This window comes from Salinibacter sp. (genome assembly GCF_042218895.1).
GTDB lineage: Bacteria > Bacteroidota > Rhodothermia > Rhodothermales > Salinibacteraceae > Salinibacter.
In genome coordinates, this window is the sequence record NZ_JBDGQQ010000011.1 from 33,690 (window position 1) to 59,183 (window position 25,494).

25 protein-coding genes are annotated in these 25,494 nt (G+C 62.8%); 12 read left to right on the forward strand and 13 right to left on the reverse strand.

What is annotated here, in order from left to right; translation table 11 throughout:
- Window positions 1-55: 55 nt before the first annotated feature.
- Window positions 56-724, reverse strand: a complete 669-nt coding sequence (gene rsmI / locus ABEL04_RS01335) for a 16S rRNA (cytidine(1402)-2'-O)-methyltransferase (protein ID WP_375800571.1) — start codon at window positions 722-724, stop codon at window positions 56-58.
- 47 nt (window positions 725-771) lie between these two features.
- The gene (locus ABEL04_RS01340; RefSeq protein WP_375800572.1) at window positions 772-2,199 is read right to left on the reverse strand and encodes an LptF/LptG family permease; all 1,428 of its coding nucleotides are present in this window, start codon (window positions 2,197-2,199) and stop codon (window positions 772-774) included.
- Window positions 2,200-2,365: 166 nt separating this feature from the next.
- Between ABEL04_RS01340 and ABEL04_RS01345 the strand changes: the two genes are divergently transcribed.
- The gene (locus tag ABEL04_RS01345) at window positions 2,366-3,016 is read left to right on the forward strand and encodes an MBL fold metallo-hydrolase (protein ID WP_375800573.1); all 651 of its coding nucleotides are present in this window, start codon (window positions 2,366-2,368) and stop codon (window positions 3,014-3,016) included.
- Between the two features lie 10 nt (window positions 3,017-3,026).
- Here the strand turns inward: ABEL04_RS01345 and bshA are convergent, their stop codons facing one another.
- The gene (gene bshA / locus ABEL04_RS01350; protein WP_375800574.1) at window positions 3,027-4,178 is read right to left on the reverse strand and encodes an N-acetyl-alpha-D-glucosaminyl L-malate synthase BshA; all 1,152 of its coding nucleotides are present in this window, start codon (window positions 4,176-4,178) and stop codon (window positions 3,027-3,029) included.
- Window positions 4,179-4,729: 551 nt separating this feature from the next.
- On the opposite strand from bshA, the gene ABEL04_RS01355 reads away from it, so the two are divergent.
- A complete protein-coding gene (locus ABEL04_RS01355; protein WP_375800575.1) occupies window positions 4,730-5,353 on the forward strand; it encodes an outer membrane beta-barrel protein in 624 nt (207 codons plus the stop codon).
- A 170-nt stretch (window positions 5,354-5,523) separates the two neighbouring features.
- Here ABEL04_RS01355 and ABEL04_RS01360 read toward each other — a convergent pair whose 3' ends face one another.
- Window positions 5,524-6,195: a hypothetical protein gene (locus ABEL04_RS01360; protein WP_375800576.1), complete on the reverse strand. Its 672-nt coding sequence runs from the start codon at window positions 6,193-6,195 to the stop codon at window positions 5,524-5,526.
- A 340-nt stretch (window positions 6,196-6,535) separates the two neighbouring features.
- Between ABEL04_RS01360 and ABEL04_RS01365 the strand changes: the two genes are divergently transcribed.
- Window positions 6,536-7,738 (forward strand): 4-phosphoerythronate dehydrogenase, encoded by a 1,203-nt coding sequence (locus tag ABEL04_RS01365; protein ID WP_375800577.1) that lies wholly within the window; start codon window positions 6,536-6,538, stop codon window positions 7,736-7,738.
- Here ABEL04_RS01365 and era read toward each other — a convergent pair.
- Window positions 7,733-8,647 carry a GTPase Era gene (era, locus tag ABEL04_RS01370; protein ID WP_375800578.1) on the reverse strand — a complete coding sequence of 305 codons (915 nt, stop codon included), beginning with the start codon at window positions 8,645-8,647 and terminating at the stop codon, window positions 7,733-7,735. The two genes, ABEL04_RS01365 and era, sit on opposite strands and share 6 nt — an antisense overlap.
- A 56-nt stretch (window positions 8,648-8,703) precedes the next feature.
- On the reverse strand, window positions 8,704-9,435 hold the full coding sequence (locus ABEL04_RS01375; RefSeq protein ID WP_375800579.1) for a pyridoxine 5'-phosphate synthase: 732 nt from the start codon (window positions 9,433-9,435) through the stop codon (window positions 8,704-8,706).
- A 246-nt stretch (window positions 9,436-9,681) separates the two neighbouring features.
- Between ABEL04_RS01375 and ABEL04_RS01380 the strand changes: the two genes are divergently transcribed.
- From ABEL04_RS01380 to ABEL04_RS01420, 9 genes are all read left to right on the forward strand, one after another.
- Complete coding sequence (locus ABEL04_RS01380) at window positions 9,682-10,137, forward strand: hypothetical protein (protein WP_375800580.1); 456 nt, start codon at window positions 9,682-9,684, stop codon at window positions 10,135-10,137.
- A gap of 84 nt (window positions 10,138-10,221) precedes the next feature.
- A complete protein-coding gene (locus tag ABEL04_RS01385) occupies window positions 10,222-11,169 on the forward strand; it encodes a hypothetical protein (RefSeq protein ID WP_375800581.1) in 948 nt (315 codons plus the stop codon).
- Window positions 11,170-11,376: 207 nt separating this feature from the next.
- A complete protein-coding gene (locus ABEL04_RS01390; RefSeq protein WP_375800582.1) occupies window positions 11,377-12,000 on the forward strand; it encodes an RsmD family RNA methyltransferase in 624 nt (207 codons plus the stop codon).
- 11 nt (window positions 12,001-12,011) lie between these two features.
- Window positions 12,012-12,506 carry a pantetheine-phosphate adenylyltransferase gene (coaD, locus tag ABEL04_RS01395; protein ID WP_375800583.1) on the forward strand — a complete coding sequence of 165 codons (495 nt, stop codon included), beginning with the start codon at window positions 12,012-12,014 and terminating at the stop codon, window positions 12,504-12,506.
- A gap of 97 nt (window positions 12,507-12,603) precedes the next feature.
- Window positions 12,604-13,818 (forward strand): pyridoxal phosphate-dependent aminotransferase, encoded by a 1,215-nt coding sequence (locus tag ABEL04_RS01400; protein WP_375800584.1) that lies wholly within the window; start codon window positions 12,604-12,606, stop codon window positions 13,816-13,818.
- A 54-nt stretch (window positions 13,819-13,872) separates the two neighbouring features.
- Window positions 13,873-15,123: a site-2 protease family protein gene (locus ABEL04_RS01405; RefSeq protein ID WP_375800585.1), complete on the forward strand. Its 1,251-nt coding sequence runs from the start codon at window positions 13,873-13,875 to the stop codon at window positions 15,121-15,123.
- Window positions 15,124-15,170: 47 nt separating this feature from the next.
- Entirely contained in the window at window positions 15,171-15,725 is a 555-nt protein-coding gene (locus ABEL04_RS01410) for a hypothetical protein (RefSeq protein ID WP_375800586.1), read from the forward strand.
- Window positions 15,722-17,323 (forward strand): FlgD immunoglobulin-like domain containing protein, encoded by a 1,602-nt coding sequence (locus tag ABEL04_RS01415; protein ID WP_375800587.1) that lies wholly within the window; start codon window positions 15,722-15,724, stop codon window positions 17,321-17,323. Before ABEL04_RS01410 ends, ABEL04_RS01415 begins: the two co-directional genes overlap by 4 nt.
- A gap of 60 nt (window positions 17,324-17,383) precedes the next feature.
- Window positions 17,384-18,463 carry a hypothetical protein gene (locus ABEL04_RS01420; protein WP_375800588.1) on the forward strand — a complete coding sequence of 360 codons (1,080 nt, stop codon included), beginning with the start codon at window positions 17,384-17,386 and terminating at the stop codon, window positions 18,461-18,463.
- Between the two features lie 33 nt (window positions 18,464-18,496).
- Here the strand turns inward: ABEL04_RS01420 and ABEL04_RS01425 are convergent, their stop codons facing one another.
- The 7 genes from ABEL04_RS01425 to gap all read right to left on the reverse strand — a co-directional run bounded on the left by ABEL04_RS01425 (window position 18,497) and on the right by gap (window position 25,434).
- Entirely contained in the window at window positions 18,497-19,213 is a 717-nt protein-coding gene (locus tag ABEL04_RS01425) for a TIGR04283 family arsenosugar biosynthesis glycosyltransferase (protein WP_375800589.1), read from the reverse strand.
- Between the two features lie 63 nt (window positions 19,214-19,276).
- The gene (locus ABEL04_RS01430) at window positions 19,277-20,170 is read right to left on the reverse strand and encodes a dimethylarginine dimethylaminohydrolase family protein (RefSeq protein WP_375800590.1); all 894 of its coding nucleotides are present in this window, start codon (window positions 20,168-20,170) and stop codon (window positions 19,277-19,279) included.
- A 72-nt stretch (window positions 20,171-20,242) separates the two neighbouring features.
- Window positions 20,243-21,094 carry an ABC transporter permease gene (locus ABEL04_RS01435; RefSeq protein WP_375800591.1) on the reverse strand — a complete coding sequence of 284 codons (852 nt, stop codon included), beginning with the start codon at window positions 21,092-21,094 and terminating at the stop codon, window positions 20,243-20,245.
- Between the two features lie 57 nt (window positions 21,095-21,151).
- Window positions 21,152-22,102 (reverse strand): ATP-binding cassette domain-containing protein, encoded by a 951-nt coding sequence (locus ABEL04_RS01440; RefSeq protein WP_375800592.1) that lies wholly within the window; start codon window positions 22,100-22,102, stop codon window positions 21,152-21,154.
- A gap of 12 nt (window positions 22,103-22,114) precedes the next feature.
- Entirely contained in the window at window positions 22,115-23,107 is a 993-nt protein-coding gene (locus ABEL04_RS01445; RefSeq protein WP_375800593.1) for a mechanosensitive ion channel family protein, read from the reverse strand.
- A complete protein-coding gene (locus tag ABEL04_RS01450; RefSeq protein ID WP_375800594.1) occupies window positions 23,104-24,300 on the reverse strand; it encodes a phosphoglycerate kinase in 1,197 nt (398 codons plus the stop codon). Before ABEL04_RS01450 ends, ABEL04_RS01445 begins: the two co-directional genes overlap by 4 nt.
- 123 nt (window positions 24,301-24,423) lie before the next feature.
- Entirely contained in the window at window positions 24,424-25,434 is a 1,011-nt protein-coding gene (gene gap, locus ABEL04_RS01455) for a type I glyceraldehyde-3-phosphate dehydrogenase (protein WP_375800595.1), read from the reverse strand.
- Between the last annotated feature and the right edge of the window lie 60 nt (window positions 25,435-25,494).

The following is a 25,494-nucleotide window of genomic DNA, read 5'->3' on the forward strand; positions in this document are numbered from 1 at the left end:
TCCGGTGAATAAGGACTGTACGGGGACGCGGGGACGATACCGTGCAGGAGAAGCCTTAAGAAACACCCTGAACGACGACAACGCACTCGCCACGCACTTTCGTACACCCAGCGAAATACGCTCGCACCTCTTCCAGCGTTCCTCGCTCGATTTCCTCGTATTTTTTTGTGAGCTCCCGGGCTACGGCGGCGGGCCGTTCAGGACCGAAGTGTTCAATCAGGTCGTCGAGCGTTCGAAGGAGCCGGTAGGGAGCCTCGTAGAGCACGATCGTCCGCGGTTCGGTGGACAGTTCCGTTAGTCGGGTCTGTCGGCCTTGCTTCTTGGGAAGGAATCCTTCGAACACGAACCGATCGCTCGGAAGAGCACTCGCTGTAAGCGCCGGGATGAGAGCCGTGGGGCCTGGGAGAGGGCAGATGTCAATGTCCTCCTCCCGGCATGCCCGCGTCAGGTAGAAGCCCGGATCGGAAATTCCTGGTGAACCGGCGTCGCTGATCAGCGCAATGTCGTGTCCAACCCGCATGCGAGCGATGAGCTCGGGGGTTTTTTCGCGTTCATTGTGCTCGTGGTAGCTGGTAGTGGGGGTGTCTACGTCGTGATGATCAAGAAGGTGCCCGGACCTGCGCGTGTCCTCGCAGGCAATCAGGTCTACCTCGCGGAGCACCCGTAGCGCCCGTAGCGTGATGTCGTCGAGGTTGCCAATGGGGGTGGGAACCAGGTACAGCACGGAAGCACGGGCAGATCACTGAGGCAGGGGACTCCGACATTGCGGAGTCAGGACTCCGACGATGTCATCCAGTTCCACAGCCGTCGGCGAAGAGGCGGCGTTGCGCCCAGATCGAGCACGACGTGGAGAAGGAGCCAGATGCCGGCCCCGGACATGATAATGTTGGCGATCCACATTCCGAACCACGGCGGAAAGAATCCCCGCTCCGAAAGTTTCTCGCCCTGAACGAGCGTGATCCAGTAAAACATGAAAATGCCGAGCGCGACGCCCCCGACGGTCGCCAGTCCGCTGCGCCGGAGCGTCAGCCCCAGTGGAGCGCCAATGAACATAAAGACGAGGCACGCGAGCGCAATCGAAAACTTCTTGTAGAGCTCAACCTTGTAGCTCCGAATCCGCTGCGTTTTCCATCCCGTATCACGACTGGTCCGCGTAATGGACGACTGCACGGACTGGGCACTGTTCAGGGCCGCAGACACGACCGACCGCTGGAGTTTGCTCCCCAGGTCGGCGAAGGCGAGGTGGGTCGTGTCCTGTAGAGGTGACGCAGAAGGAGAGGACTGCACAGAATCGGGCTCATCGGAAGAAGGGAAGAGGTCCTCGTGCACGTTCTCGTACAGCTCGCGGTACTCGCTGCGTCGCTGATGTTGTAGGGAGTCGAGCGTGCTAAGAAGCTGAGGCGTACGCATGGTTCGCGTAGTGCGGGCCGCGTCGCCCGAGCTGGAGCGTCGAAAGACAGCGTTAGACAGGTTAAACGTAATCTTGTGCCGGTCAAACGTGAGCCGCTTGTAGCGTTGGGCCTGATGGGTGGCGTCCGCCGGCAAGAGACGGTGGATCTCCCCGTTCTGGAGCGTAAGTACGAGCCGACTCCCTCCGTTCAGGGACCGAATGTGGCCACGCTCGGCCTTAATCACACCCTGTCGGTCTCGTCCCTTGGTGTAATCGTAGATGGTGACGTCGATGAGCTTGTTTGTGCCGGAGGGACGCTTCCGGACCAGAATGCTGTAGTCCTTGATGCCGTCGTAAAAGACACCGGGACGGAGCTCGAATCCGGGACGCTTGTCACGGATGTCGCTCCAGAGCTGACGCGCCCGGTGGTTGGCCTCCGGCAACATCACGTGATTGAAGTAGAGCATCCCGCCCGTGAGAAAGAGGCCGACTACCAGCGTCGGCCATACGATCTGGCTGAACGAGATGCCAGTACTCTTTATGACCGCGTAGTAGCGGGACTCAGCGAGGCCTCCGAAGGCCATGAGGGCCGCCAGCAGCACCGACATGGGCACTGCCAGCACCACCATATACGCGAGGTTGTAGGCAATAAGCTCGATGATGACCCGAACCGGAATGCCCTTGCCCGCAATTTCGGGCAGCCACCGGATGAGAAACTGCATCAGCAGCAGAAACATGAGCGTGCCAAGCCACCCAAAGAACGGACCGGGCAGTCGGCGCAGCACAAGCCAGTGAAGCCGACGCAGCATGAATCAGGCGTTCGCTCGAAGGAAAAAGCTCTCTCTATCGCAGTGGCCCACGGGTAAACGACGGGCGCAAATCGCGTGTTCGAGGAGAACCAGCGGATCTTCCCGGGAGAGTGAGGATTGGGAAGACCGATTCGCCAGCACTCTGCACACAGCGCTCTCTCCCCCGATGCAGGTCGAACCATTTACGTTCAATCCGTTCATGACGAACTGCTACCTCTGCCACGACCAGGGGGAGGCAGTGCTCATCGATGCCAGTTGCAAGACGGAAGCAGAGTGTGAGAGCGTGGTTGCCCTCCTTGAGGAGCACGATCTCACGATTCGGGACCTTCTCCTCACGCACGCCCATGTGGACCACATCTTCGGGTGCCGGTTCTTCGAGGAGCGATTCGATCGGCAATTCAAAGCCCATGAGGCCACCGTGCCTTTCATCGAGCGGGCCGACGAGCAGGCGACCGCGTTTGGTGTGGACGTGGATCCGCCGTCCGTCCCAGCGACCCATCTCGCGGAGGGCGACACGATCTCCTTCGGCGACACCACACTCGAGGTCCTGCACACGCCCGGCCACTCGCCGGACTCCATCACTTTCGTTCACCGCGCGAGCCAACAGGCCATCACGGGAGACGTTCTCTTTCAGAACTCAATTGGCCGGACGCAGGGCCTTCCGGAAACCTCCCGGACGCAGCTTCTAGACTCGATCACCGAAAAGCTCCTTCCCCTCGGCGACGACTTCACCATTTACCCCGGCCACGGGCCTACGACGACCATCGGCCGGGAGCGCGCGCAAAACCCGTTTGTACAGGAGGCGCTACGGCAATAGAAAGGGAGAACTACGCAGTGGTGGCGGGGGCAGCAGCCTCGCGGACACGTTCGTAATGCTCCTCGTATCGGGGCACAACGCGGTCGATATCGAACGTCTCCACTGCCCGCCGCCGCGCCGCTGACGCCATCTCGTCGTGCAGGTCCTCGTCGGTCAATAGCGTCCTGGTGCATTCGGTGAGCTCATCCACGTCATCGAGCGGACAGAGGAAGCCGGTCTCCCCGTGTACGATGAGTTCGGGCAGTCCCCCCACGTCGGTCGCCACGACGGGCACCTCGCAGGCCATCGCTTCGAGGGCCGCGAGACCGAAGGTTTCCGAACCACTCGGCATGAGGAAGACATCAGCAATCGACAGAATCTCCTCGACCGGATCCTGCTTGCCGAGGAACCGCACGTCGTCGTAGACTCCGAGCTCGCGGGCCCTCCGTTCCGTCGGTACGCGATCCGGGCCGTCGCCCACCAGCAGGAGTTTGACGTTTGAGGTGCCGTTTTGCAGTCGGTGAAATACCTCGACGACCTGCCGGGCGTTCTTGACTGGGCGAAAGTTGGAGATATGGACGATGACCTTCTCCCCGTTCGGACAGAGCGCCTGTTTGAAGTGCTCTTTGTCCTGCCGCACGAAGCGATCCGTATCGATGAAGTTTGGGATGACCTCGATGTCTTTGGAAACCTCGAAGTGATCGTAGGTCTCCTGACGGAGGTAGTTGGAGACGGCCGTCACGCCGTCGGACTCGTTGATCGACCACGTGACGACGGGCGCAAACGAGGGATCCTGACCAATGAGAGTAATATCCGTACCGTGGAGGGTCGTGACGACGGGAAGATCCAGGTCCTCTGAATCCAGAATCTGACGGGCCATCACCGCGCTCGAGGCGTGTGGGAGCGCGTAGTGGACGTGTAAGAGGTCAAGGCCCACGTGCTTGGCGATGTCCACCATTTTGCTGGTGAGAGACAGGGTGTAGGGCGGATAGTCGAAGAGCGGGTAGCTCTGGACGTTGACCTCGTGGAAAAAGATATTGCCCGCCACGTGGGAAAGCCGAAACGGAAGGTCCGACGAGACGAAGTGAATCTCGTGCCCCCGTTCGGCAAGGGCCTTCCCGAGTTCCGTCGCGACGACACCGCTTCCACCGTAGGTAGGATAGCACGTAATACCGATTTTCATAGAGGCCGAGGCATTAGGAAGGTCGCGGGAAGATCGGCTTGTAGAACCTGAGGAATTTACATTTTCTCTTGGAGGAGGTTGCAGAGACGAACGCTCTCCCCGTTAGCGGATTGTAACGAACAGGAAGGGGAACTCGTCTCGTGCCTCAGGAAAGCCCCTGTAGCTGGTTCTTGGGGCGGCTTACGCTATCCCAAGAACTTCTCCGGCCACAGGAGCTCGAAGGAAAAGCGAGATCAAATGCCAGGTGAGTCCGGCAGAGGCCGTGGCAGACTTCTGCTTGCCCGACTTGCCCCTCCGTGAATCGTCTGTGCCGTGAAGTTGCGGGAACGTCCGACGCTGGCGCAGATGTGCAGGGCGGGTGAGGAAGCGAGATGTGTGAAAGATCCGCCTCCTCGTTACTTTTCGTTCCCGGAGTGCGCCCCCGCACTGTGGGCGATGCGCAGGAAGACCTGTTCCTGGTCGATGCCGGTTCCTGGTCGATGCCGGGTGGCACCCGCATCTGCACGTTTTGCAGCTTCTTATCCACTTCTCGTCAATCCACTTGAGCCTCCATGGACACCCAAGTCAAGCGTACGTTCTCTTCTGCTCTCGTTGCCCTCGCATTGGTCGGGGCCATCGCCGTCCCGGCTCGGGCACAGCTCGGAGTATCCGCGGGCCTGGGCTTCGACGCACTGAACGACATAGAGACGACCACCAACGCCAGCGAGAATGCGACTCTCGAAAACGCAACGGGGTACCATCTCGGCCTCGTTTACGACCTCGGACTTGGAGCCTTCAGTCTCCGACCGGGGCTGTTTTTCCGAAAGGTAGGAACCTACGATTTTCCCGATTCGCAGTCCGACGTAACGACCTGGGAGGTTCCGGTCGATCTTCGAGTGACTCTTCTCCCGACGCCGCTCCTCAGTGCATACGTGCTCGGCGGCCCGAAAGCAGTGTTTCCGCAGGGAGAGAATAAGTTCGACGACGCCCTCGAGGAGGTCTCGTACGTGTTCGACGTAGGAGTCGGGGCGGATGTCTCTCTCCCAGGGGCGGACCTCACCCTACAGCCCGAACTGCGGTACGAGTTCGGAGCTACGGACTACGTTGAGGACAACTTCACAATTGGGGGCACTGAATTTAAGCCTTCAGACCGAACACTCAGTGCCTTCGCGCTCCGGCTGAACGTGATTTTCTAGGGGCTCTCACGCAGGCGGGCCGGAGACGAAGCATCCGGTCGCCCACCCGTTCTGGACCCGGACGTATTCTGTCCCCGGTCCTTCGTCGAGGCGAACAGGATTAACGAGCCGCCTCCTCTGCGTTCCAGGAGGCTCCGGCGTCGGGAGCCTTGGGACAAGGTGGGGCAGTGCTACGAGACCTGTTCGTAGAACCGGAAGCGACGCTCGTCCAACACGTAGCTCCATCCGGGAGCAACGAATCGGGACCGGTCGGCCCAGTATGGGGACTGGCGTCCCTTCATCGATCGCTCGCTGTAGAAGTGCCGTGTTCGGAGGGGGAAGGGGCGGTAGACCGAGTCCGCGCGACGTACGTAGTGGGCGATCCAGAGCGCCTGCTGCCACCCTGAGAACTGAGACTCAGGGGTCAACTGCTTGAAGAACGATCGCCGGGCTGAACCAGGATTGAAGGCGCTAAACTGGTAAGGATCTAGGACTACCTCCCGGTAGGTCGAGCTGCCCCGGTATTCTGTTTGGACTCGATTGCGGATTACCCACGCCACGAGTTCCTGCTCGTGGGCCTGCTTGGTTTCCGAGTAGATCGCTCGCGCTAGCCAGAGCGTCGGCGTGTCGACCTCCGCCGGAGGCGTCATCGTGCTGGTGGACGGACGATCGGTCGGGGCGTACGCGGCCTTCAGGTGCCCGGACGGCTTCTGAGAGGGGTCTTCAGGAGAGGAAAGTGCCTTTTCGTGCTCCGCCGGGGCGATCGCTGTGAGGGCGGAGAAGTCGGTTTCTCCCGTCATTGGGACGGCCGTAAACACGAGCGTCCCGAGGGAGGCACAGAGAAGGAAAGTGCGCCTGCTCATGTAGCAGTCTGCGTTTTTCGAAGGACAAACGAGCGAGGCCCAGAGAAATGAGAGGCCTCAGAGGGAAGTGGCGCAAAAACGATGCCTAAATGAGGTTCGAACCGTCATTCAAGCTTGGATTTGAACCTCAAGGGCTCAGTCCAAGTTTCCAGTACAACGCTTGCGCAAAGTACTGGAAGATGGAGACTTAAGTATATCACCAAGGTATTCATATTTGATTTCTTGCGGCTTGACGAAGGGTTAACCGCCGCTTCGTCGTTTCTCGGGGGGACTTTCATGGGGGAGCCTCCCGCCAGATTGGACTCCAAGCAGCGCGGCAGAATGGCAATCGTCTGAGCTCATGGCTGAACTGCAAATTCTTGCGGACTCGAACATCCCCCGCGCCGAACGGATGTTTGGTCAGTTCGGGACTGTTCGGAGGAGACCGGGACCGGACATCAGTCCGGCCGACGTCCGGGACGTGGATGTTCTCCTGGTGCGGAGCGTTACGCCGGTAGGCCCCGACCTCCTGGAGGGGAGCAGCGTGCGCTTCGTGGGATCGGCCACAATTGGTACCGACCACGTGGATCAGGCGTATCTCCGGACCCGTGGCATCGAGTTCGCCCATGCACCTGGGTCGAATGCCACCTCGGTTGCCGACTACGTCGTGGCGGCGCTGCTGGAACTGGCGCGTCGAAGCGGGGCGTCGTTGCAGAATCGGACGGTGGGCATCGTGGGGTGCGGGAACATCGGCGGGCGCCTGGCCCGCCGGCTCCCCGCATTGGGCATGACGGTTCTCCGCAACGATCCTCCCCTCGCCGAAGCTGCAGAGGCGGAAGGGAGATCGCACGGGTTCGTGGCCCTTGAGGCGCTGCTCGATAGGGCCGACATCGTCACGCTCCACGTGCCCCTCAAGACCGAGGGTCCTTATCCAACCCGCCACCTCGCGGACGCTGAGTTCTTTGGGAGGCTTCAGCCGGGCGCCTGGTTTTTGAATACCTCTCGTGGAGCAGTCGTCGACGAGCGCGCCCTGCGGAAGGCTCGGACGCACGGCCCCGTGGACGCGGCGGTGCTGGACGTATGGACGGACGAGCCTACCCCCGACCCGTCCCTCATCCGGGCCGTCGACTTGGCGACACCGCACATTGCCGGTTACGCCTACGACGGGAAGGTGCGAGGTACAGCCATGCTCTACGAGGCGCTGTGCGAGCACCTTGGGGGCGAACCCCGGAAAGACGTCATGAGGGCTCCCCGTCCTGTATCGAAGGATGCGCTCCGGTGTCGTCCCCCGGATCCTCGGCTGTCGAGGAACGACTGGCGTCACGAGCTTGGGCGCCAAGCCTACGACATCTGCATCGACGATGCATCCATGCGGGCGTTGACCGAGCTTTCTCTGGAGGACCGAAAGGCAGCGTTCACAGGCCTTCGGGCGGAGTACCGGCGGCGGCGAGAAATGAGACAGCACACGCTCCCGCGATCTGCCGTTCCGCCCGAGCACGTCCGAGCCGTCGAAGAAGGACTGACGATGCATCGTGCGGGACGGCCCGCAGAGCACAGGTCATGACCGGTAGCCGTAGGAGCGGAGGAGGCGCTCTCGGTCGCGCCAGTTCTCCTGCACCTTCACGTGCAGGTTTAGGTAGACAGGCCGGTCGACGAACGCCTCGATGTCCTTGCGAGCCGTCATTCCGACCTTCTTGAGGGCTTTGCCCCCTTCCCCGATCAAGATGCCCTTGTGGGACTCCTCCATGACGATGATCTCCGCGTCCACGTAGTCCTTCTCGTCGCCGGACCGCTCCTCGTAGGTCACAATGTTCACCTGGACGGAGTACGGAATTTCCTGATGGTAGTACTGGTACACCTTTTCCCGAATAATCTCGGCGACGAAGAACCGCTCCGGGTGCTCGCTGATCATCTCCTTCGGATAGAAAGGGGGACCCTGAGGAAGGGTGTCGAGAACGAGATTGAGGAGCGTCTGCAGATTACGGCCCTCGTGGGCAGAGGTCGGAACGACCTCGTCGAAGGCCCGAAGGTCGGTGTAGGACTCCACGAGAGGAAGGACCTCATCCTGGGGAATGAGGTCCATCTTCGTCAGAATCAAAAAGGCGGGAGTCTCCCCGATCTGGTCGAGACTCTGGGTGTCGGGGTGCTCCTGGGGGGCCTCATGCAAGAAGAGAAGCAGGTCGGCGTCCCGAATGGCCCCCTGCACCTGCCCCATCATGGCCTCGTGTAGCTCGTAGCGCGGTTCGATGATGCCCGGCGTGTCGAGGAAAATGGCCTGGTGCTCAGGGCCTGAATGAATGCCGATTACGCGATGACGGGTGGTTTGCGGCTTGCGCGTCACGATGGACAGCTTCTCGCCCAGCAGCGCGTTCATCAGCGTGCTTTTCCCGACGTTGGGCTTCCCAACGATGGCCACGTACCCACTGGTGTGGTCGTCGGGAATGTCCTCGAAAAACGAACTGGACTGTTCCATGGGACCGCCGGGGATCACGAAAAGAAACGGGGACGAGAAGCAACCAACCAGAAGTCCTACGAGAGGGGCCCGTTCACGGTTGCATTCATGTCGCGAACGGCCTGGCCCAGTCCCCCGAGAATTGCTCGGGCCATCACCGCGAACCCGACAGAAACTTCGGCCACGTGTGGAACGGTCTCTTGAAAGAGAGAGAAGTTCCGGTAGTTGAGCCCGTGGCCCGCATGGACACGGAGACCTGCCTCGTGGGCCGTCCTAGCGCCCTGCGCCAGCCGCTCGGCTTCCTCGCGGCGGGCCCTTTCCGTGTCGGCCTCCGCGAAGTCCCCAGTGTGCAGCTCAACGCAGTTGGCACCCACGGCGGCGGCAGCATCAATCTGCGCCGGAATGGGGTCTACGAAGAGGCTCACCTGCTCAATTCCGGCTCCGAAAAGGCGATCTACGCGATCTTCCAGCCGCTGTTGGTGAGCCGTCACGTCGAGTCCCCCCTCCGTCGTCACCTCCTCCCGTCGTTCGGGAACAAGAGTCGCGAGGTCCGGCGCGACGTCGCAGCAGATCGCGACCACTTCCTCATCGGTCGAGAGCTCAAAGTCGAGCTTCCCCTTTACCGTATCGGCCAGGAGGTGGACATCACGCTCCGTGATGTGACGCCGATCCTCCCGCAGATGAAAGACAATTCCGTGAGCGCCGGCCTGCTCGCAAAGGGCCGCGGCGTGGACGGGGTCCGGAAAAGTCTCCTGTCGGGCATTACGGAGAGTGCCGACGTGATCGATGTTGACAAGGAGGTTGGGCACAGGAAGGCCACGCTTGTTCGAAGAAGGACGATATCGGTCGATTCCAACACTAGCCCACTGCCTTTGTTTGCGAGCGGCGGCGCTTATTTCTGAAGGTCGTGAAGAACCAACATGCAGGAATTGCATTTCGAACAAGCGCCTACTATCTTCGGGGCAGTCATTACGGTTTCCACCCCGTATCGGCCCTGAGCGTCGCTACGGACGGACTCCCCCGGTCATTTTCTCGTCATCACGCACGCAGGCTCAATGGCTAGCAATCAACTTCGCACTGGTATTCAGGTTGTTCTCGCGCTCGTTATTGTTGGGCTCAGCTATTTTCTATACCAGTCAATTACGGAGCCCTACGAGCGTATCGCGAAAAAGCAGCGTCTGCGCGAGGCCGCGCGTGATAACATGACAGATATCCGGACGGCGCTCATCGACTACGAGCGGGACAGTGCCTCCTTTCCGGACTCGCTGTCTCTTCTCGCAAAGCACATCCGCAATGACTCCGTCCTGTCCAACCGTCAGGACAGCGTATTTGGTGGCCCGGTCAATCTCGATACCCTCTTTTACTCGCCCCGAACAGGGAAGCGATTTCAATACGCGGTGAACGACACCGGGCGCTACGAAACGTACCGCCTCAAGGATCCGGGGACCGAAGATGAGATTGGCACCCTTACCGGAGACCCAACAATGACCAACCGTGCAAGTTGGGAATGAGGACCTGGACGATGGGGCTTGGCTCCCAGGTGGCCCGCGGCGGGGGGATAGGCAGTGGACTCGACGCAGGTGGGGACGATCACTATGAGCGAGCCGGTCTCGGCTGCGATTCACATTCAGGGGCCGTCACTCCGTTGCAGTGAGCTCGTATGGAAGGACTCCGGACCGAGCCTTCGCCGTTACGGGCACCGGACCTTCGAGGTCGACCTGGGTCGCGTCTTGCGGGGGGAAGCGGCGTCCCCAGAGGCGCTCGATCGGGTCGAGGCAGCGGTCGAAGAGGAGCTCGGAGGAACTGAGGCCCCGGAGATCGGCGTGGTCCTTCCCCCGATAGAGGCTTTCAGCTTCTTTACACCGATTTCGGCCGGACTCTCTGAGCGAGATCGAACGCAGCACGTCGTTCAGCAGGCTGCGCTGGTCGCCGGTGTCCGATCCCCCAACTCTCTCTCGATCACATCACAAGTCGTTCGCACCGTCGACGGGGACGACGAAGAGCCTATCGAGTGGGTCCACGTTTTGGCGGAGCCGGAGGCCGTCGATGAGCGGACCGAAGCGCTTGTGGCCGCTCTTCCTGCACGGAGGAGGAGCCACAGGGTAAGTTCGGAGGCCGCTGCCCGACTGGCAGGACATGTGGAGGTCGAAGGGGGGGCGGACACAAAATCGGAGACGTCGGGCCCGTACAGCCTGGCGGTCGGTCAGTATTCGACGCACACCGAGTACACCCTCACGCATGACCAGGCCTGGCATCACGCTCACGCCAGCCAAGATCCCCGAAGCCCTGCAAATCAGGCCTACTTCGCCGTGAGCTTCCTCAATCGCATTCACGTTCCGCTGGGGGAAATTGGGCGCCTCTACCTGTACGGAGACGAGGTAGACCGCGGCGAGCACGGCCCGCTCGAACGCGTCCTTGGCCGCTCGCCTGAGCTCCTCGATCCGTTCCAGGTCCTGAGCGAGTTCCCGGAGCGCCCTGAAGGAGACCCGGCGGTTTCGTACGTCCCCTGCATCGGGGCCGCACTCAGCAGCGCTCCTCGCTGACGGCACTCAGTGGTGTTCCACTCTTGCAGCGATGGATTTCCTGCACCTCCGTCGCGGAGCGGCGGAATCTTCTACCGTCGCAGATCCCCGCGGCCCGCCGCTCGGCAGGACGGATCTCTTGGGCGAAAACTCTCTACCATACGCATGGGGAATTCTGTGGGGACAAGGGCTTCTCTGGAATCTGTTTCATACACGTCTCGGTTTGTCATGCGGATCATTGCTGGACGGTTTGGGGGCCACGGATTGAAGTCGCCCTCGGGCCACAAAACTCGACCGTCAACGGCTCGGACCCGCGAGTCACTGTTTGGACTCGTGGATGCCCGAATGTATCTGGAAGGGGCTGAAGTGCTCGACCTCTTCTCCGGCACCGGAGCTCTTGGGCTAGAAGCGATTAGCCGAGGGGCTGCCCTCGTCACGTTCGTCGAGCAGAAAAGGGAAGTCCTCGACTATGCGCGGCAGAACGCCGAGAAGCTGGGGGTAGAGGATAGATGCATCTTTATCCGGGGCGATGCCGTCGAATACCTGCGAAACTACAGCGGTCCGGAGTTGGATCTGATTATGGCGGACCCGCCCTACGAACTGGAGGCGATGCAGGAGATGCCTGATCTCGCCATTCCCCACCTCCAGACCGACGGGGTCTTCACGCTTGAGCACAGCTCCCATGACTGGTTCGACGAGCACCCGCGCTTGATGACGAGTCGGCCCTACGGACGCACGATCGTGAGCCTGTTCCGACCGGCACTGCCGCCGGACGATCACCGAAGGGCGGATGAGGAGTCTTCGGCGACGGAACAAGCCGCTGCCTCCGACGACGCCGTCTCCCAGTCCTAATTTTCGTCCTCATGGACGCCGATTTTGCCCTGTATCCCGGCACGTTTGATCCCTTCACCTACGGGCACCGTGATGTTTTGGAGCGAGCCCTCCGGCTCTTCGAGCGCGTGGAAGTCACCGTAGGGGTGAATGCGGAGAAGGAAACGCTTTTCTCCACCGACGAGCGCACAGAACTCGTCCGCGAGTGCACCGAAGACCTGGAGGGGGTGCGGGCGAAGGCCTACGAGGGATTGATCGTAGACCGCGCGCGTCAGGTCGGGGCGGCGGCTCTGGTTCGCGGCCTCCGGCAGGTGAGTGACTTCGACGCCGAGTTCCGAATGGCCTTTGCGAACCGGAAGCTCGCTCCGGAACTTGAAACTGTGTTCTTCATGACGTCCGAAGAATACGCCCTCATCAGCTCCTCGATGGTTCGGGATGCGCACCGGTGGGACGGCGACGTCTCGAAGTTTGTGCCGCCGCCCGTCGTGGAGGCACTGAGGCAGAAGAAGGCCCCCGTGGGGTCGTGACGTCATCGTGTTCCACGAGGCCCTGTTTTCGCGCCGAGCACCCAGTGCCATTTTGGGCCCTTACCTGTTCTTCGTTTGATCTCGTCCGTTTTGCCCTATGCCCACCTCGACGACGACCCTCCGCTTTAACGACCGCGTGGACTCGATGCAGCCGTCCGCCACGCTCGCCATGAAGTCGCGGGCGGAAGAGCGACGGCGGCAGGGCCACCCCGTGGTGGCCCTCAGCGCAGGGGAGCCCGACTTCGACACCCCTGAGCCCATTGCCGACGCGGGGATGGACGCCATCCGCAACGGATTTACAAACTACACCGAAAACCCAGGGACGATGGAACTTCGGGAGGCAATTTGCCGGAAGTTCGACCGGGACAACGACCTCTCCTACACGCCGGAGCACGTCGTGTGCTCGAACGGGGCCAAGCAGTCCCTCGCACTGGCGATCCATGCGCTCTGCGACGAGGGCGACGAGGTCATTGTGCCGGCGCCGTACTGGGTGAGCTACCCTGAGATGGCTCGCTTCAGTGGGGCGGAACCGGTGGTGGTCCCGACGAGTGTTGACGAGAAGTACCGGCTTCGACCAGCGGCGCTTGAGGAGGCCATCACCGAACGCACACAGATCCTCGTCCTCTGCTCTCCCTCGAACCCCACCGGGGCGGTGTATGCCCCCCGAGAACTGGAGGCGCTCGCGGAGGTGCTTCGATCCCACGAGCAGGTCTTTGTCGTTTCCGACGAGATCTACGAACACGTGATCTATGACGCTGAGCACCGGGCATTTGCGTCCATCCCCGGAATGAAGGACCGCACGATTACCGTGAACGGGTTCTCCAAGGCGTTTGCCATGACGGGCTGGCGTCTCGGCTACATGGCTGCGCCTGAGCCGATTGCTCAGGCCGCGGCAAAAATTCAGGGCCAGTTCACCTCGGCTCCGTGCAGCATCTCGCAGAAGGCAGGAGTGGCGGCCCTGGAGATGGATCCAGAACCGGTCCACGAGATGGTCGCGTCCTTTCGGCGCCGGCGCGACGTGGTGCTTGAGCGGCTCCGCGACATCGACGGGCTGCGCTGTCCCACGCCCGAGGGGGCCTTCTACCTGTATCCGGACGTGTCGAGTTTTCTGGGGGCTGAAGCCCCCGACGGGTCGATCATCGGCGACAGCAGCGACCTCTGCTTCTACCTGCTGGAAGAACACAATGTCGCGCTCGTGCCCGGCACGGCCTTCGGAGCGCCCAACGGGCTCCGGCTATCGTACGCCTCGTCCATGGAAGACCTCGAGACCGCCCTGGATCGGATCGAGGCCGGGCTCTCTGCCCTCCGCTAGGCAGAATGTGACCTGAGAACATCGCGGCTGTTTTGTTTACGTACGCTTCTGCTTGTGGAATCGAACCAACCTTCTCGTACCGACTCCCCCGTCGAGGTTGAGCCGACCCCCTCCTCGCCACAGGCACTTTCCACACCTCAGTCAGGATCCGAACGCTACTGGCTTCACCTGCTGCTGTTTGTGCTCACCCTGGCATTTACGGTTTACGCCGGGGCCCGGTGGTCCAGCCGTCTGCTCTACTACCAGGCGCAGGATCAGACAATCTCGCTGTTTTTTCTGACCCTGAACCGCGCCTGGGTCCTTGATGGACTGCGGTACGCAATTCCCTTCCTCGGCTTCCTGACCGTCCACGAATTCGGCCACTATTTTGCGGCGCGGTATCATCGCGTGCGCACGTCCCTGCCCTACTACATTCCGTTTCCCAACGGCATCGGCACCTTCGGGGCGGTCATTAGCATTCGACAGCGCATCCCGGACACGCGCAAGCTGTTCGACATTGGGGCCGCCGGGCCCCTTGCGGGGTTTGTGGTGGCCTTCGGGGTTCTGCTCTACGGATTTGCGACCCTGCCCCCACCAGAATACCTGCTCGACCTGCCGGGGCACGAAGCCCTGAAGGCGCACATCCGGCAGCACGGCACGTTCCCGAGCACACCACCGGACTCGGGGAAAGGCACGATGGTCCTCGTCGTGGGACATACTCCCCTCTACTGGTTCCTGTCGCAGCTCTTTCCCAACGTGCCGCCGATGTATGAAATGTACCATTACCCGGTGCTCTTCGCCGGATGGCTGGGGCTCTTCTTTACGGCCCTCAACCTGCTTCCGGTAGGACAGCTCGACGGCGGCCACGTCCTCTACGCGCTGCTGGGGGACAAGTGGCATCGCCGCTTCGCGCAGGCATTCGTCTTCGTGCTGCTGGTGTCGGGCGGGGTCGGGTTCATGGAAAGAGTGCGTCCGATCCTGTATGAAGTGGGGCCGTGGGCAGGGCGCGCCTCCTGGATCCTCCTGGGCGCCATCTTCTACGGGTACCTGTATCGAATCTTCGGGGGGACGTCCCGCCGCACCCTGTTTGGCCTGGCTGGGCTTCTCGGCGGTGTGGCCGGAGCCATTGCTGTCGGGCCCACGCTTGTGCAGTTCGGCTACGCAGGCTGGCTGGTGTGGACGCTCCTCATCGTCTTTCTCGTGCGGGTCAAGCATCCGCCGGTCGCGTATCCGAAGGATTTAACCCCCACGCGCCGGGTGCTGGGCTACGCGGCCATCGCCATCTTCATTCTCTGCTTCAGCCTTCGGCCCCTCACTGTTCTGTGATGGAGATCCCCTGCTGACCCCACACGTCCAGAATTCATTGCTCCCGCATGCCCTCCTCTACATCACGCTGCCTCCTCTGGGCCCTCCTGGTCGGTCTTGTCCTGACAGGGGGGTGCGACTCGGTCCCCAGCTCCAGCCCCGAAGAGCGTCGGTCGCCTCGGGTGTCGAACTTGCAGATCGTGACCGACACCGTACGGGTGATGGAAGAAGATTCCCTCGCCGAAGTTGTGCTGGACGTTGCGGTTCGGGCCGTGGATCTGGATGGACGGATCGCGCAGGTTCTCTCGATCCTGGAGCCAGCCTCAAACCCGCGAGGAGCAGCCTCTGTCGAACTCCAATCGAGTGAAGGGGCAATTTACGCCCGTCGGATCGGCCTCACAGTCCCGCTCGCCGAGGAAATCTTCACGATCCGCGCGTTTGCGGTGGACGACGACAGCCTCACGAGCAACCAGGTGACAGGGCAGTTCCGATTCGATCCGGACGACGAGACGCGTGTCTCCCGAATCGGGAGTCGTGCCGGGGGGGCGAGAAGCCAGTTTGTACCGTCCGCGGCCCGCCTCCGTCTTTCGATTGTCTCTGGTCATCAGCGTCCACAACCATGAAACGACTCCTCGCGTGCTTCTTTGGGGTAGCGCTCATGGTTCCGACGGCAAGCGGACAGTCGGACCTTGGGGCGCAGACGCGGCAGCAACTGAAGCCGACGACCGGAGTGGTGAGCAACACGATCCGGGAGGCGGAGGCGGCGGGGGACTCGCTGTGGGTTGGCCCTTCACTCACGGTCTACGTGGAAGACGAGAATCGCTTCCTCGCCCCCGAAGATCCTACCGTTCGAGGCCGGCTCAAAGACAGCCAAAATTCTGTGCTCTCACTCGCCGCCGGGGGCGAATCATCGTCTGTGGTATGGGCCGGGCTTGCGTTCAGCGCGGCTGGCGGAGCCCTGGGGGCGGCTGGGTTTCTGGTATCTACCGATGGGGGACAGTCGTTCGAGAGCCGCCCCGTGCACCTCGATGAGCCGTCCGACACGACGATTACCTACGGCGTGTCGACGCTGTCGGCGGTACCCGTCACGAGGGAGGACACTAGCGCGCCTCAGGATTTGGCGCTCGGGCGGACCGCGGATACGGTGTGGGTGGCCGGGCGGCGAAGCGGACTTCGCTGGTCGGCGGATCAAGGGAGAACGTGGAACCGTGCCGTTCTGCCTCCCGATACGTTCCAGGTCGTCCGCCCGACGAACGAGTACAATTTCCGCGTGGGACCGGGGGGCCGTCCCGGGCTCCTGAACTACTTCGTGTACAGCGTGCTCGTGGACGAGACGGGGACCGTTTGGGCGGGCACCGCCGCCGGGGTGAATTGGTCGACTCCCGCGGACGTGGGGCCAGATGGAGATCGTACCTGGCGCCGGTTTGGGGCCGAGGGGACACCACGGGGGCTCCCCGGACAGCGCGTACAGGCTTTGGCTGAGCAGCCCCGGCCTGGGAAGCGAAATCCGATCTGGATGACCGCGGCCCGCCTGAGCAGGACCCAGCGTTCCGGGCTCGCAGTGACGCCGGACGGAGGAGACACCTTTCGGGCCGCACTTCTCGGGAAGCAGGTTAATGACCTGGCGGCCCGTCCCGAGCGGGTCTACGCCGCCGCCGCGTCGGGACTGTACGTCTCCGGCGATCAGGGACGAACGTGGCGCAGCATCGAGGACTTCAGGCTTCAGGCTGAGGACGAGGTCCTGCCTACCGATTCGACCTTTGCTGTAGAGTCAACCCCTTCTGCCCTCTGGGTCGGGACCGACGAGGGACTCCTGCGTCTCGATCGTGCCGACGAGCCGCGCCTGCTCCCCGACGATCCCGGAGCCACGCTGCCTGCCTGGCAGCTCTTCCGCACCGACATTCCCGTGAATCCCGAAAATCCCACCGAGCGGGTCCCAGACGTTGAGACGTATGCGTACCCGAATCCGTTTGTCCCGTCTCGAGACCAGGTGGTCCGCATCGTGTACGAGGTCCCGGAGCCGCAGACAGTCGAGGTCAACATCTACGACTTCTCAATGAACCGGGTGCGAACCCTCCGCGAGCAAGAGTCGGCGGGCCGGCAGGAGATCTCGTGGGATGGAACGGGCGAAGGCGGGCTTCGTCTGCCGACGGGTACGTACCTGTACACGGTTGAGCTCGGCGGAGCGACGGTTCGGGGAAAAATTGTGCTCTCGAACTGACCGCCTCGGCGTCGGAGAGGACGCCGTATCGACACTCTCCCCATCAGTTTTATTGACCGTATGCACGTCTCGTCGAACAGGCCGCCGCACGACTGGGGGAAGCGAACGCTCTTTGTGCTCGTTCTTCTGGGGGTGAGCGTTGGGATGAGTGTGGGCCCGTCGTCCGCCGTCGGTCAGGACACTGGGGCAGGAGCTTTCTCGCGTCTTGGGTTTGGCGCCCGCGGCATTGCCCTCGGCAACGCCCTCGTGGCCGACTACTCGTCCGACGCGAGTCCCCATTACAATCCCGCCCTTCTGCCGGCCACCGACAGCCAGCGCGTGTCAATATCGGCGGCGCTCCTCTCCTTCGACCGGGAATTGCAGTTCCTTGAGTTTACAGCCCCGCTTGGTCCCTCGGCGGGGGTCGGATTGAGCTTTACCCACGCGGGCGTCAGTAACATTGACGGCCGCGACCAGGACGGGTACCACACCGAAACCCTCTCCACCGACGAGTTTGCCCTTTCTCTGGCATTCGGAAACCGCTTCGCAGACTGGCTCTCGGTGGGCGTGGCCCTCACGCTGTATCAGTCCAACTTCATCTCCGCGGTGGACCCGGCTCGGGGACTGGGGGTAGACGCTGGGGTGGGCGTGCAGGCGACTGACCAGCTGTACCTGGCCGGTGCCGTCAACGACCTGCTCGCGAAGCACGAATGGAACGCCTCTGCAATCGGGGGAAGCAGCCATACTGACCGGTTTCCCGTTCGGGTGCGTCTCGGGGCCAGCTACGCCCTGCACGATGGACGCCTCCGCCTCCTGGGCGAGATCGAATCCCGCTACACGGCCCGGGACCGACGCGTTCGCGACTTCATCGTTACCACCGGCGGGCCGTTGCGGCGCACGCGCACGGAATCATTTCTTTTCCACGACCTGCGAGGCCGCATCGGAGCGTCGTATCAGGTCATCGAGAGTCTCACAGCTCGGGGCGGAGTCGACCGCATCGGCGTGGGGGGCGTCAGCGGACTCCGCCCCAGTGCCGGGTTTGGCGTACGGCAGTCCATTGGCAACCTCGATCTTCGTCTCAGCTACACGGCCACGCTCGAGCCGTACGTGCGCACACTCATGAACACAGGCACCATCGAGCTCTTCCTGTCGGGAGAGTAGGCGGGACGCCTCCCGCTTCGGGACGCCTGCGACTCAAGAGAGCGGTGTCTTTTCGGAGGACGCTGATGCGTGAGTGCGGTAGAGGTGCGCGACGCGCTCCGGGTCGGTGCCCAGCATGTAGTGGGTCCACAAGTATAGATTAAGAAGCTGCTGGCGCACCGGTCCGTGCCGACGAAAGCGGCGGGCCGACGTGGTAACGGCTGCATCGAGAAAGCAAAATCCGCCGTGTTCGGACAGCCGGGCCGCCAGTTCAAGGTCCTCGAAGAGAGGCCACTCCGGGAAGCCTCCTACAGCCTCGAAGGCCGATCGGCGCGCGAACTGGCCGCGGTCCCCGAAGCAGAGCCGAAGCCAGGGCCAGCGGGTGCACCAGCTGTAGAAGTCGAGCAACGGGGTAGAATCGTCGAACTGCAGGCGAAATGTACCGGATGTGGTCTCCGGATCGTCGAGGGCAGTGCGGATGGCCGACAGTCCGTCCGGGGGAAGAAGCGTGTCGGCGTGCAGAAAGAGCAACACGTCCCCGGTGGCATGCTCCGCCCCCCGATTCATCTGCGCAGCTCGTCCTGCGGGAGCCTGGAGGACCTGAGCCCCCCAGGACTGAGCGAGCGTCCGTGTCTTATCCTCCGACCCGCCGTCCACCACGATCGTCTCGAACGGGTCGTCCTGGACGTCGAGGCGGCGCAGTGTACGCCCGATGTTGGACGCCTCGTTGAGTGTCGGAATGACGACTGAGATGTGCTGCGAATGGGGCACGGCTGGTACAGTGGCGGGGACAGTGGGGAGGCATAGGGTCTAGTCGTTTGGTCCTCCGTATTGTTACCACACCATTTGTTTCATGCAAAACACCGATCCCCCGGCCTTCAGAAACTCGCTGGTATCAAGTTCAACGGGGACAAAGTCGTTTGCGCGCAGGCGCTCGTCGGTCTCCTCGCAGCCTTCCTGAATGAGAACGTGCTTCCCGTCCGGGCAGTGACCGTTGCAGGCAAGCTGGTGGCGCGCTTCGTGATCCGGGACCTCGATGGGGGTGTCAAAGAGCGACTCGATGAGAGCTCGACCCGTATCGTCGAAGGCCTCGGGGGCTACCAGGGCGTGCTCCGCATCCAGCGGGCACAGGCAGGTGTCGAGGTGGTAGTAGTCAGGGTCGGTAAGGCGGAGCAGGACGACGGGCACGTCCAGTAGTTCACTCAGCGCCTCGTACGCCTCCGGACTGGTCCGGTAGCCGTATCCGCCCCACAGCAGGCGTCGTCCCGGATGCCAGAGAGCATCCCCCATTCCTTCGAAATCGGCGTCTAAATCCTCAGGGAGCGTCTCAACGGCGTATCCCCTGTCTTCGAAAAACCGGCCGTAGTAGGGCACCTCGTCCTCTCGGTGCTCGCTATGCATGCGGCTGAGCACCACGCCCTTTGTGTTGGAAGCGGGGTCGAAGAAGGGAAGGGTCTGGTTTGCACAGAACACCATGTCGGGCAGGCCCGACTGGCCGTTGACCACGACTGGCTCTGCATCGAGGGCGGCATATGCCGCACGGACGGCCTTCCACTGCTGCCAGGCCACCTCTTTGTGCACTGTCCCCACGTTCTCCGACATGTGAGGATTGATCACGTACTCGACGTCGAAGTGGGTCGGGGTCGTGAGGACGACCCGGTTCGGGCGGGGGAGAGGCGGAAGATCCTTCAGTTGAGCGTCAAGCTCCTCGGTCGACTGGTAAACCATGGGGCGGGGAGGTCAGCAGTGAGCGGGACGTGAACGTGGAAAATAGAAAACGAGCAGGGCGAAGTCTACGACTCAGAAGTCCCGACGGGCAAACCAGTAGCCGGTGGCCCCGTAGGCCACCCCCCCGAACAGGAGGGAAGAGAAAAAGGGATACCACGACGAGACCGTGTTGCCCTTCGCAAGGGTCGACACGATTTGGGTGACCTCCGTAAAGTTGGGGAGCGTGTGGTACAGTCCCCAGAACACCGGTTGGCCCACGGGCCCGAGCGTCGGGCTGATCTGGTCGGCCGCCGCGAGGACCATCGACACGACGATAAGGCCGTAGGAGACGATGAGGCCCAGCGCGGTGCTTTCGGTCCAGACGCCCATGAGCGTGACAGCGCCGTACATCACCGCGAACATGCCCACCACGATGAGGAGGGAGAGCAGAAAGCGGAGATTCCACACGCCCGTCTTCAGCGACATAATGATCCAGACCCCGCCCATGAGGTAGAGGGTGAGCACGCCGACGGCGCTCCACACCCCCAGCACGTGCCCGAACAGGGCCTGCGTGCGGCCCACGGGCTTCGACAGCAGCAGCTCCACCCGCCCGTCCGATTGCAGGTCAGGAAAGAGGGAGGCAGACGCGAAGAGGGCCAGGAGGATGCCAATCCAGTAGGCCACCCCGGCCACGACGGACTCCACGGCGATGACCACCCGGTTGAGCGTAAGCGGCGAGGCCTCCGCGTTCCCGCCCCCGTTTTCGGGCATGGCGTCCTGGCCGAAGAGCCGAATGCCAGCGAGCGATCCCTCCACCACGTTGAGATTGAGGGCAAACGTGACGGCCAGCAGGACCAGCGAACTGATGATGAAGAGCCCCAGCACGATCTTCCGGGCCCAGAGCTCCCGGAACGTAATGAGGACAAGGCCGAGGAGGGGACGCATTGCGTATGGGCGTTTGGGCGGGTGGGTGCGCTCACCGACGGAGCGACGGTTGCAGACTCAAGAGGACGGGGGCGTGTCGACCACGTCGATGAAGTAGTCTTCGAGGGACTGGCGCAGCGGGGTGATCGACTCGATTTCGACGTCGGCCCCGCGGAGGCGGTCCAGCACGGCGTTGAGGGTGGCCCGGTCGTCGGCGTGGACGCGGTACTGGGCGAGGTCGGGATTGGAAGGGGCACCGTTCGGGGCGGGTTGGAGGGCGGTGCCCGGGTCATCCAGGAGAGCATCGGGGACGGGGGTGGCGACGAGGTCGTACACCCGCTCCACGGCGGTCAGCTCCTCCACGCTCCCCTGCCGCACCAGCGATCCCTCCCGCAGGATGGCGATCTGCGTGCAGACCTTCTCCACCTCCGAGAGGAGGTGCGAGTTGAGGAAAATCGTCTTCCCTTCGTCCCGCAGCTCCAGCACGATGTCGCGGATGGCGCGGCGCCCCACCGGATCGACGCCCCCAGTGGGCTCGTCGAGAAACAGCAGATCCGGGTCGTTGAGAAGCGCCTGCGCCAGGCCGAGGCGCTGGAGCATGCCCTTCGAAAAGGTCTTCACCTTCGAGTCGCCGCGTCCGTCCAGGTCGAGGCGCTCCAGCAGCGCGGGGATGCGCTCTTTGCGATCGGCCCGCGGCACGTCGGCCAGGCGGCCGTAGGCATGCAGCGTCTGCACGGCGGTGAAGAAGCCCGGGAAGCGATGGTTCTCGGGGACGAAGCCAATTCGTTCTCGGGCGGCCGGATCCCCCGCGGGGCGGTCGAAGAGGCGGGCCGTGCCGCTCGTGGGGTGGACAAGCCCGAGCAGAATCTTGACGAGGGTCGTCTTGCCCGCGCCGTTGGGGCCGAGGAGGCCGAAGATGGCCCCCTCCTCCACCGTCAACGACACCTCGTCGAGCGCCTGCACCGTTGACCGCCGCAGCAGGCCCGTGCGGTAGGTCTTCGACAGCGACGAGACGGAGAGGGCAGGCATGAAGACGGGTCCTTATTTGCTCTCGTCGGACGCCGACGCGTCGGAGGTCGTCTCCTCGTCGGCGGTATCGGGCGTGCGGGGTGGGGCGTCGCTCTGGATGACATGCGTCGTGCGCTGTGGGAAGGGAATCTCCACCCCCTTCTCGTCGAACGCGTGCTTCAGACGCTGGCGCAGCTCGCGCTCGGCGGCGAACTGCTCCCCTGGCTTCACGCGCACGACCACCCGCGCGGTCACAGACGAGTCGCCAAAGTCCATCAGCCCCTGCACCTGCGGCGATTCGTCGAGCACGATGTCCTCATGCTCCACCGCCCACTCGTTGGCCACTCGCTCCATGACCGGCAGGATGGCGTCCACGTCCTGCCCGTAGCTCAGGCCCACGGGCACGATGGCGCGGGCCCACTGCACGCTCTTATTGCCGAAGATGCGCACCTCCCCGGCCGGAATCATCACCAGCTCGCCGTCGAACTTCCGCAGCTTGATGAGTCGCACCCCGATCTCCTCGACGGTGCCCGTGTGGCCGTTGATCGTCACGAGGTCGCCGACGTGCAGGATGTCGTCGAAGAGCAGAAAGACGCCGCCGATGACGTCCTTGACGAGCGTCTGCGCCCCAAACCCGATGGCGAGGCCCGCGATGCCCGCAGTGGCGAGGAGGGCGCCAATGTCGAGCCCCACTTCACTGAGAACCATAATGCCCGCGACGGCCCACACGGCGTAGCCCGCAATGGACTGGAGCAAGTTGCCGAGGGTGACGGCCCGCTGTCGCTTCGGATCCGTCGGCGGGAGGTCTTCGACCCGAGAAATCCACTGCTGCGTGCCCCGCCGGACCAGTGCCAGGATAAGGGCCGCGAGGCCGAGGATGACGACGATCCGCACCGCCCCCAGGAGAAGAACTCGCAGGCTAAGCGATTGAATCCAGACCTGCGGGTCGGCCTGCAGGAGTAGGGACGGGCCCAAGAGAACAGGGGAGAACAGAGCCGGGTGCTGCACAGAGAGGGGGGCGGTCATGCGTCCGAGAGGGCGTCGATGCCGGGGAGGGAGCCGCCTTCGAGGAAGGTGAGCAGGGCGCCGCCACCGGTAGAGACGTGGCTGATGCGGTCGGTGCACCCAGATTGACCGAGGGCCGACACCGAGTCGCCCCCGCCAACCACAGAGAATGCGCCGTCGTCGGTGGCGTCGGCCACAGCGTGAGCAATGGCCATAGTGCCCTCCGCAAACGGCTCGTGCTCGAACACGCCCATCGGCCCGTTCCACACCACGGTTGCTGCTCCGTCGAGGGCGTCCCGATACGTCTCAATGGTGGACGGGCCAATGTCGAGGCCCATCTGGTCTTCAGGAATATCGCCCTCGACGACAGAGGCCGACGCCTCGGCCTCCGGCGCGTCGGCCACGACGTGGTCGCTCGGCAGCATAATGGCGTGCTCGGCGGCATCGTAAAGGGACTGGGCCGTGTCCAAACGGTCCGCCTCAACGCGAGAGGCGCCTACCTCGCGCCCGAGCGCCTCAAGGAAGGTAAAGCTCATGGCCCCTCCTACAAGCACGCGGTCTGCGGTCTCGGAGAGAACCCGAATCGCACCGAGTTTGTCGGACACTTTCGACCCCCCAAGGATGGCGATCATCGGATGGTCGGGGTGGTCGCGGACCCGGGTAAGGGCCTTGATCTCTTTCTCCATCAGGCGGCCCATCACGGCCACGTCTACGAACTCGGCCACGCCGGCCGTAGACGCGTGTGCCCGGTGGGCCGTCCCGAAGGCGTCGTTCACGTACACGTCGGCCAGACTGGCCAAGGCCTTCGCGAAAGACTCGTCGTTGGCCTTCTCGCCGGAGTCGAAGCGCGTGTTCTCCAGTAGCATTACGCTCCCGTCGCTCATGCCGTTGATGGCCTCCTCGACGGTATCGCCGACCGCGTTGCTGGAAAACCGGACACGTTCCTCGATCAAGGTCCCGAGATGGTCGGCCACACAGGCGAGACTCAAGTCCGGGTTCGGCTGCCCACCGGGACGGCCCAGGTGACTCGTCAAGATGGCTTTCCCGTCCTTGTCGAGGACGTGGCGGATGGTAGGCAGGGAGGCCCGAATTCGGGCGTCGTCCGCGACGCTCGGGGGTCCGGTGTTGGAGCCCGCAAGCGGGACGTTGAAATCTACGCGAATGAGGACACGCTTGTCACGGACATCGATGTCATCGAGGGTTCGCTTTTGCATGGGACCGTATGCAGGGAACAGGAAGGATTCGGCGGCGAGGCCAACATTTTGCTATCGGCTCTTCCCAATGTTGGGCTTGGTGCAGACGCTCCGGCGCCGGGCGAGGGCAGGACGCTCTCGGCACTACGCGGACGTCTCGACGAGCTGGTCTACGAGGTCGACGGTGCGATTCGCGTACCCCCATTCATTGTCGTACCATCCCACGACCTTTACCATCGAGCCCGCGGCCATCGACCAGGGCGCATCGTAAATACAGGAGTGCGGGTCATGGATGATGTCCCGCGAAACAATAGGGTCGTCGCTATACGCGAGCACGCCGGAGAGGGGTCCCTGGGCTGCCTCGCGAAACGCCTCGTTCACCTCCTCGGTCGACACGTCCTGCTCGACAGTCGCCGTAAGGTCGGTCACCGACCCGTCGGGCGTAGGCACCCGCATGGCCATGCCATCGAGTTTGCCGTCGAGGTGGGGGAGCACGTCCCCTACGGCCTTTGCGGCTCCGGTCGTGGTCGGGATGATCGATTCGGCGGCGGTACGGGCCCGGCGCAGATCGCTGTGGGGCCCATCCACGATATTTTGCGACGCGGTATACGCGTGGACGGTCGTCATGAGGCCGCTCTCGATGCCGAAGGCGTCGTCGAGAACCTTCACGAGCGGGGCCAGACAGTTCGTCGTACAGCTGGCGTTGGACACGACCTCCTCGTCGCCCGTCAGTACCTCGTCATTTACGCCCAACACAACGGTAGCGTCCACCTCACTCTTCGCGGGGGCACTGATTACGACCTTATCGGCCCCGGCCGTCAGGTGCATCGACGCCTTCTCGCGGGTCCGGAAGACCCCTGTTGACTCGATGACCACGTCGGTGTCCAGGTCCCCCCACGGAAGCGTGGTCGGGTCCTTCTTGCTGAAAACTGGGAACCGTTCCCCATCAACGACAAGGGCACCATCGTCCAGGCGCACGTCCCCCGGAAATTGGCCGTGCACGGTGTCGTACTTGAGCAACGTGGCCAGCGTCTCAGCGTCTGTGAGATCGTTTACCCCTACGATCTCAAAATTGTGCGCTTCACGCTCAAGAATGGAGCGAAAGCATAGACGGCCGATGCGACCGAACCCGTTAATTCCAAGTCGGATGGACATAGTGTGGACTCCAGTCTGAATTCAACGATCAAGCAAGCCGGCGGGCCGCGCGATGAATCG

Excerpts from the sequence above, each read along its gene's own strand:
- ABEL04_RS01450 (WP_375800594.1), bottom strand. The coding sequence starts at position 24,300 with ATGCAAAAGCGAACCCTCGATGACATCGATGTCCGTGACAAGCGTGTC.
- ABEL04_RS01385 (WP_375800581.1), top strand. The coding sequence starts at position 10,222 with ATGAGCGAGCCGGTCTCGGCTGCGATTCACATTCAGGGGCCGTCACTC.
- ABEL04_RS01445 (WP_375800593.1), bottom strand. The coding sequence starts at position 23,107 with ATGACCGCCCCCCTCTCTGTGCAGCACCCGGCTCTGTTCTCCCCTGTT.
- ABEL04_RS01345 (WP_375800573.1), top strand. The coding sequence starts at position 2,366 with ATGCAGGTCGAACCATTTACGTTCAATCCGTTCATGACGAACTGCTAC.
- ABEL04_RS01440 (WP_375800592.1), bottom strand. The coding sequence starts at position 22,102 with ATGCCTGCCCTCTCCGTCTCGTCGCTGTCGAAGACCTACCGCACGGGC.
- ABEL04_RS01415 (WP_375800587.1), top strand. The coding sequence starts at position 15,722 with ATGAAACGACTCCTCGCGTGCTTCTTTGGGGTAGCGCTCATGGTTCCG.
- ABEL04_RS01400 (WP_375800584.1), top strand. The coding sequence starts at position 12,604 with ATGCCCACCTCGACGACGACCCTCCGCTTTAACGACCGCGTGGACTCG.
- ABEL04_RS01380 (WP_375800580.1), top strand. The coding sequence starts at position 9,682 with ATGGCTAGCAATCAACTTCGCACTGGTATTCAGGTTGTTCTCGCGCTC.
- ABEL04_RS01420 (WP_375800588.1), top strand. The coding sequence starts at position 17,384 with ATGCACGTCTCGTCGAACAGGCCGCCGCACGACTGGGGGAAGCGAACG.
- ABEL04_RS01390 (WP_375800582.1), top strand. The coding sequence starts at position 11,377 with ATGCGGATCATTGCTGGACGGTTTGGGGGCCACGGATTGAAGTCGCCC.
- ABEL04_RS01340 (WP_375800572.1), bottom strand. The coding sequence starts at position 2,199 with ATGCTGCGTCGGCTTCACTGGCTTGTGCTGCGCCGACTGCCCGGTCCG.
- ABEL04_RS01430 (WP_375800590.1), bottom strand. The coding sequence starts at position 20,170 with ATGGTTTACCAGTCGACCGAGGAGCTTGACGCTCAACTGAAGGATCTT.
- bshA (WP_375800574.1), bottom strand. The coding sequence starts at position 4,178 with ATGAAAATCGGTATTACGTGCTATCCTACCTACGGTGGAAGCGGTGTC.
- era (WP_375800578.1), bottom strand. The coding sequence starts at position 8,647 with ATGGAACAGTCCAGTTCGTTTTTCGAGGACATTCCCGACGACCACACC.
- ABEL04_RS01410 (WP_375800586.1), top strand. The coding sequence starts at position 15,171 with ATGCCCTCCTCTACATCACGCTGCCTCCTCTGGGCCCTCCTGGTCGGT.
- ABEL04_RS01365 (WP_375800577.1), top strand. The coding sequence starts at position 6,536 with ATGGCTGAACTGCAAATTCTTGCGGACTCGAACATCCCCCGCGCCGAA.
- ABEL04_RS01355 (WP_375800575.1), top strand. The coding sequence starts at position 4,730 with ATGGACACCCAAGTCAAGCGTACGTTCTCTTCTGCTCTCGTTGCCCTC.
- gap (WP_375800595.1), bottom strand. The coding sequence starts at position 25,434 with ATGTCCATCCGACTTGGAATTAACGGGTTCGGTCGCATCGGCCGTCTA.
- coaD (WP_375800583.1), top strand. The coding sequence starts at position 12,012 with ATGGACGCCGATTTTGCCCTGTATCCCGGCACGTTTGATCCCTTCACC.
- ABEL04_RS01360 (WP_375800576.1), bottom strand. The coding sequence starts at position 6,195 with ATGAGCAGGCGCACTTTCCTTCTCTGTGCCTCCCTCGGGACGCTCGTG.
- ABEL04_RS01435 (WP_375800591.1), bottom strand. The coding sequence starts at position 21,094 with ATGCGTCCCCTCCTCGGCCTTGTCCTCATTACGTTCCGGGAGCTCTGG.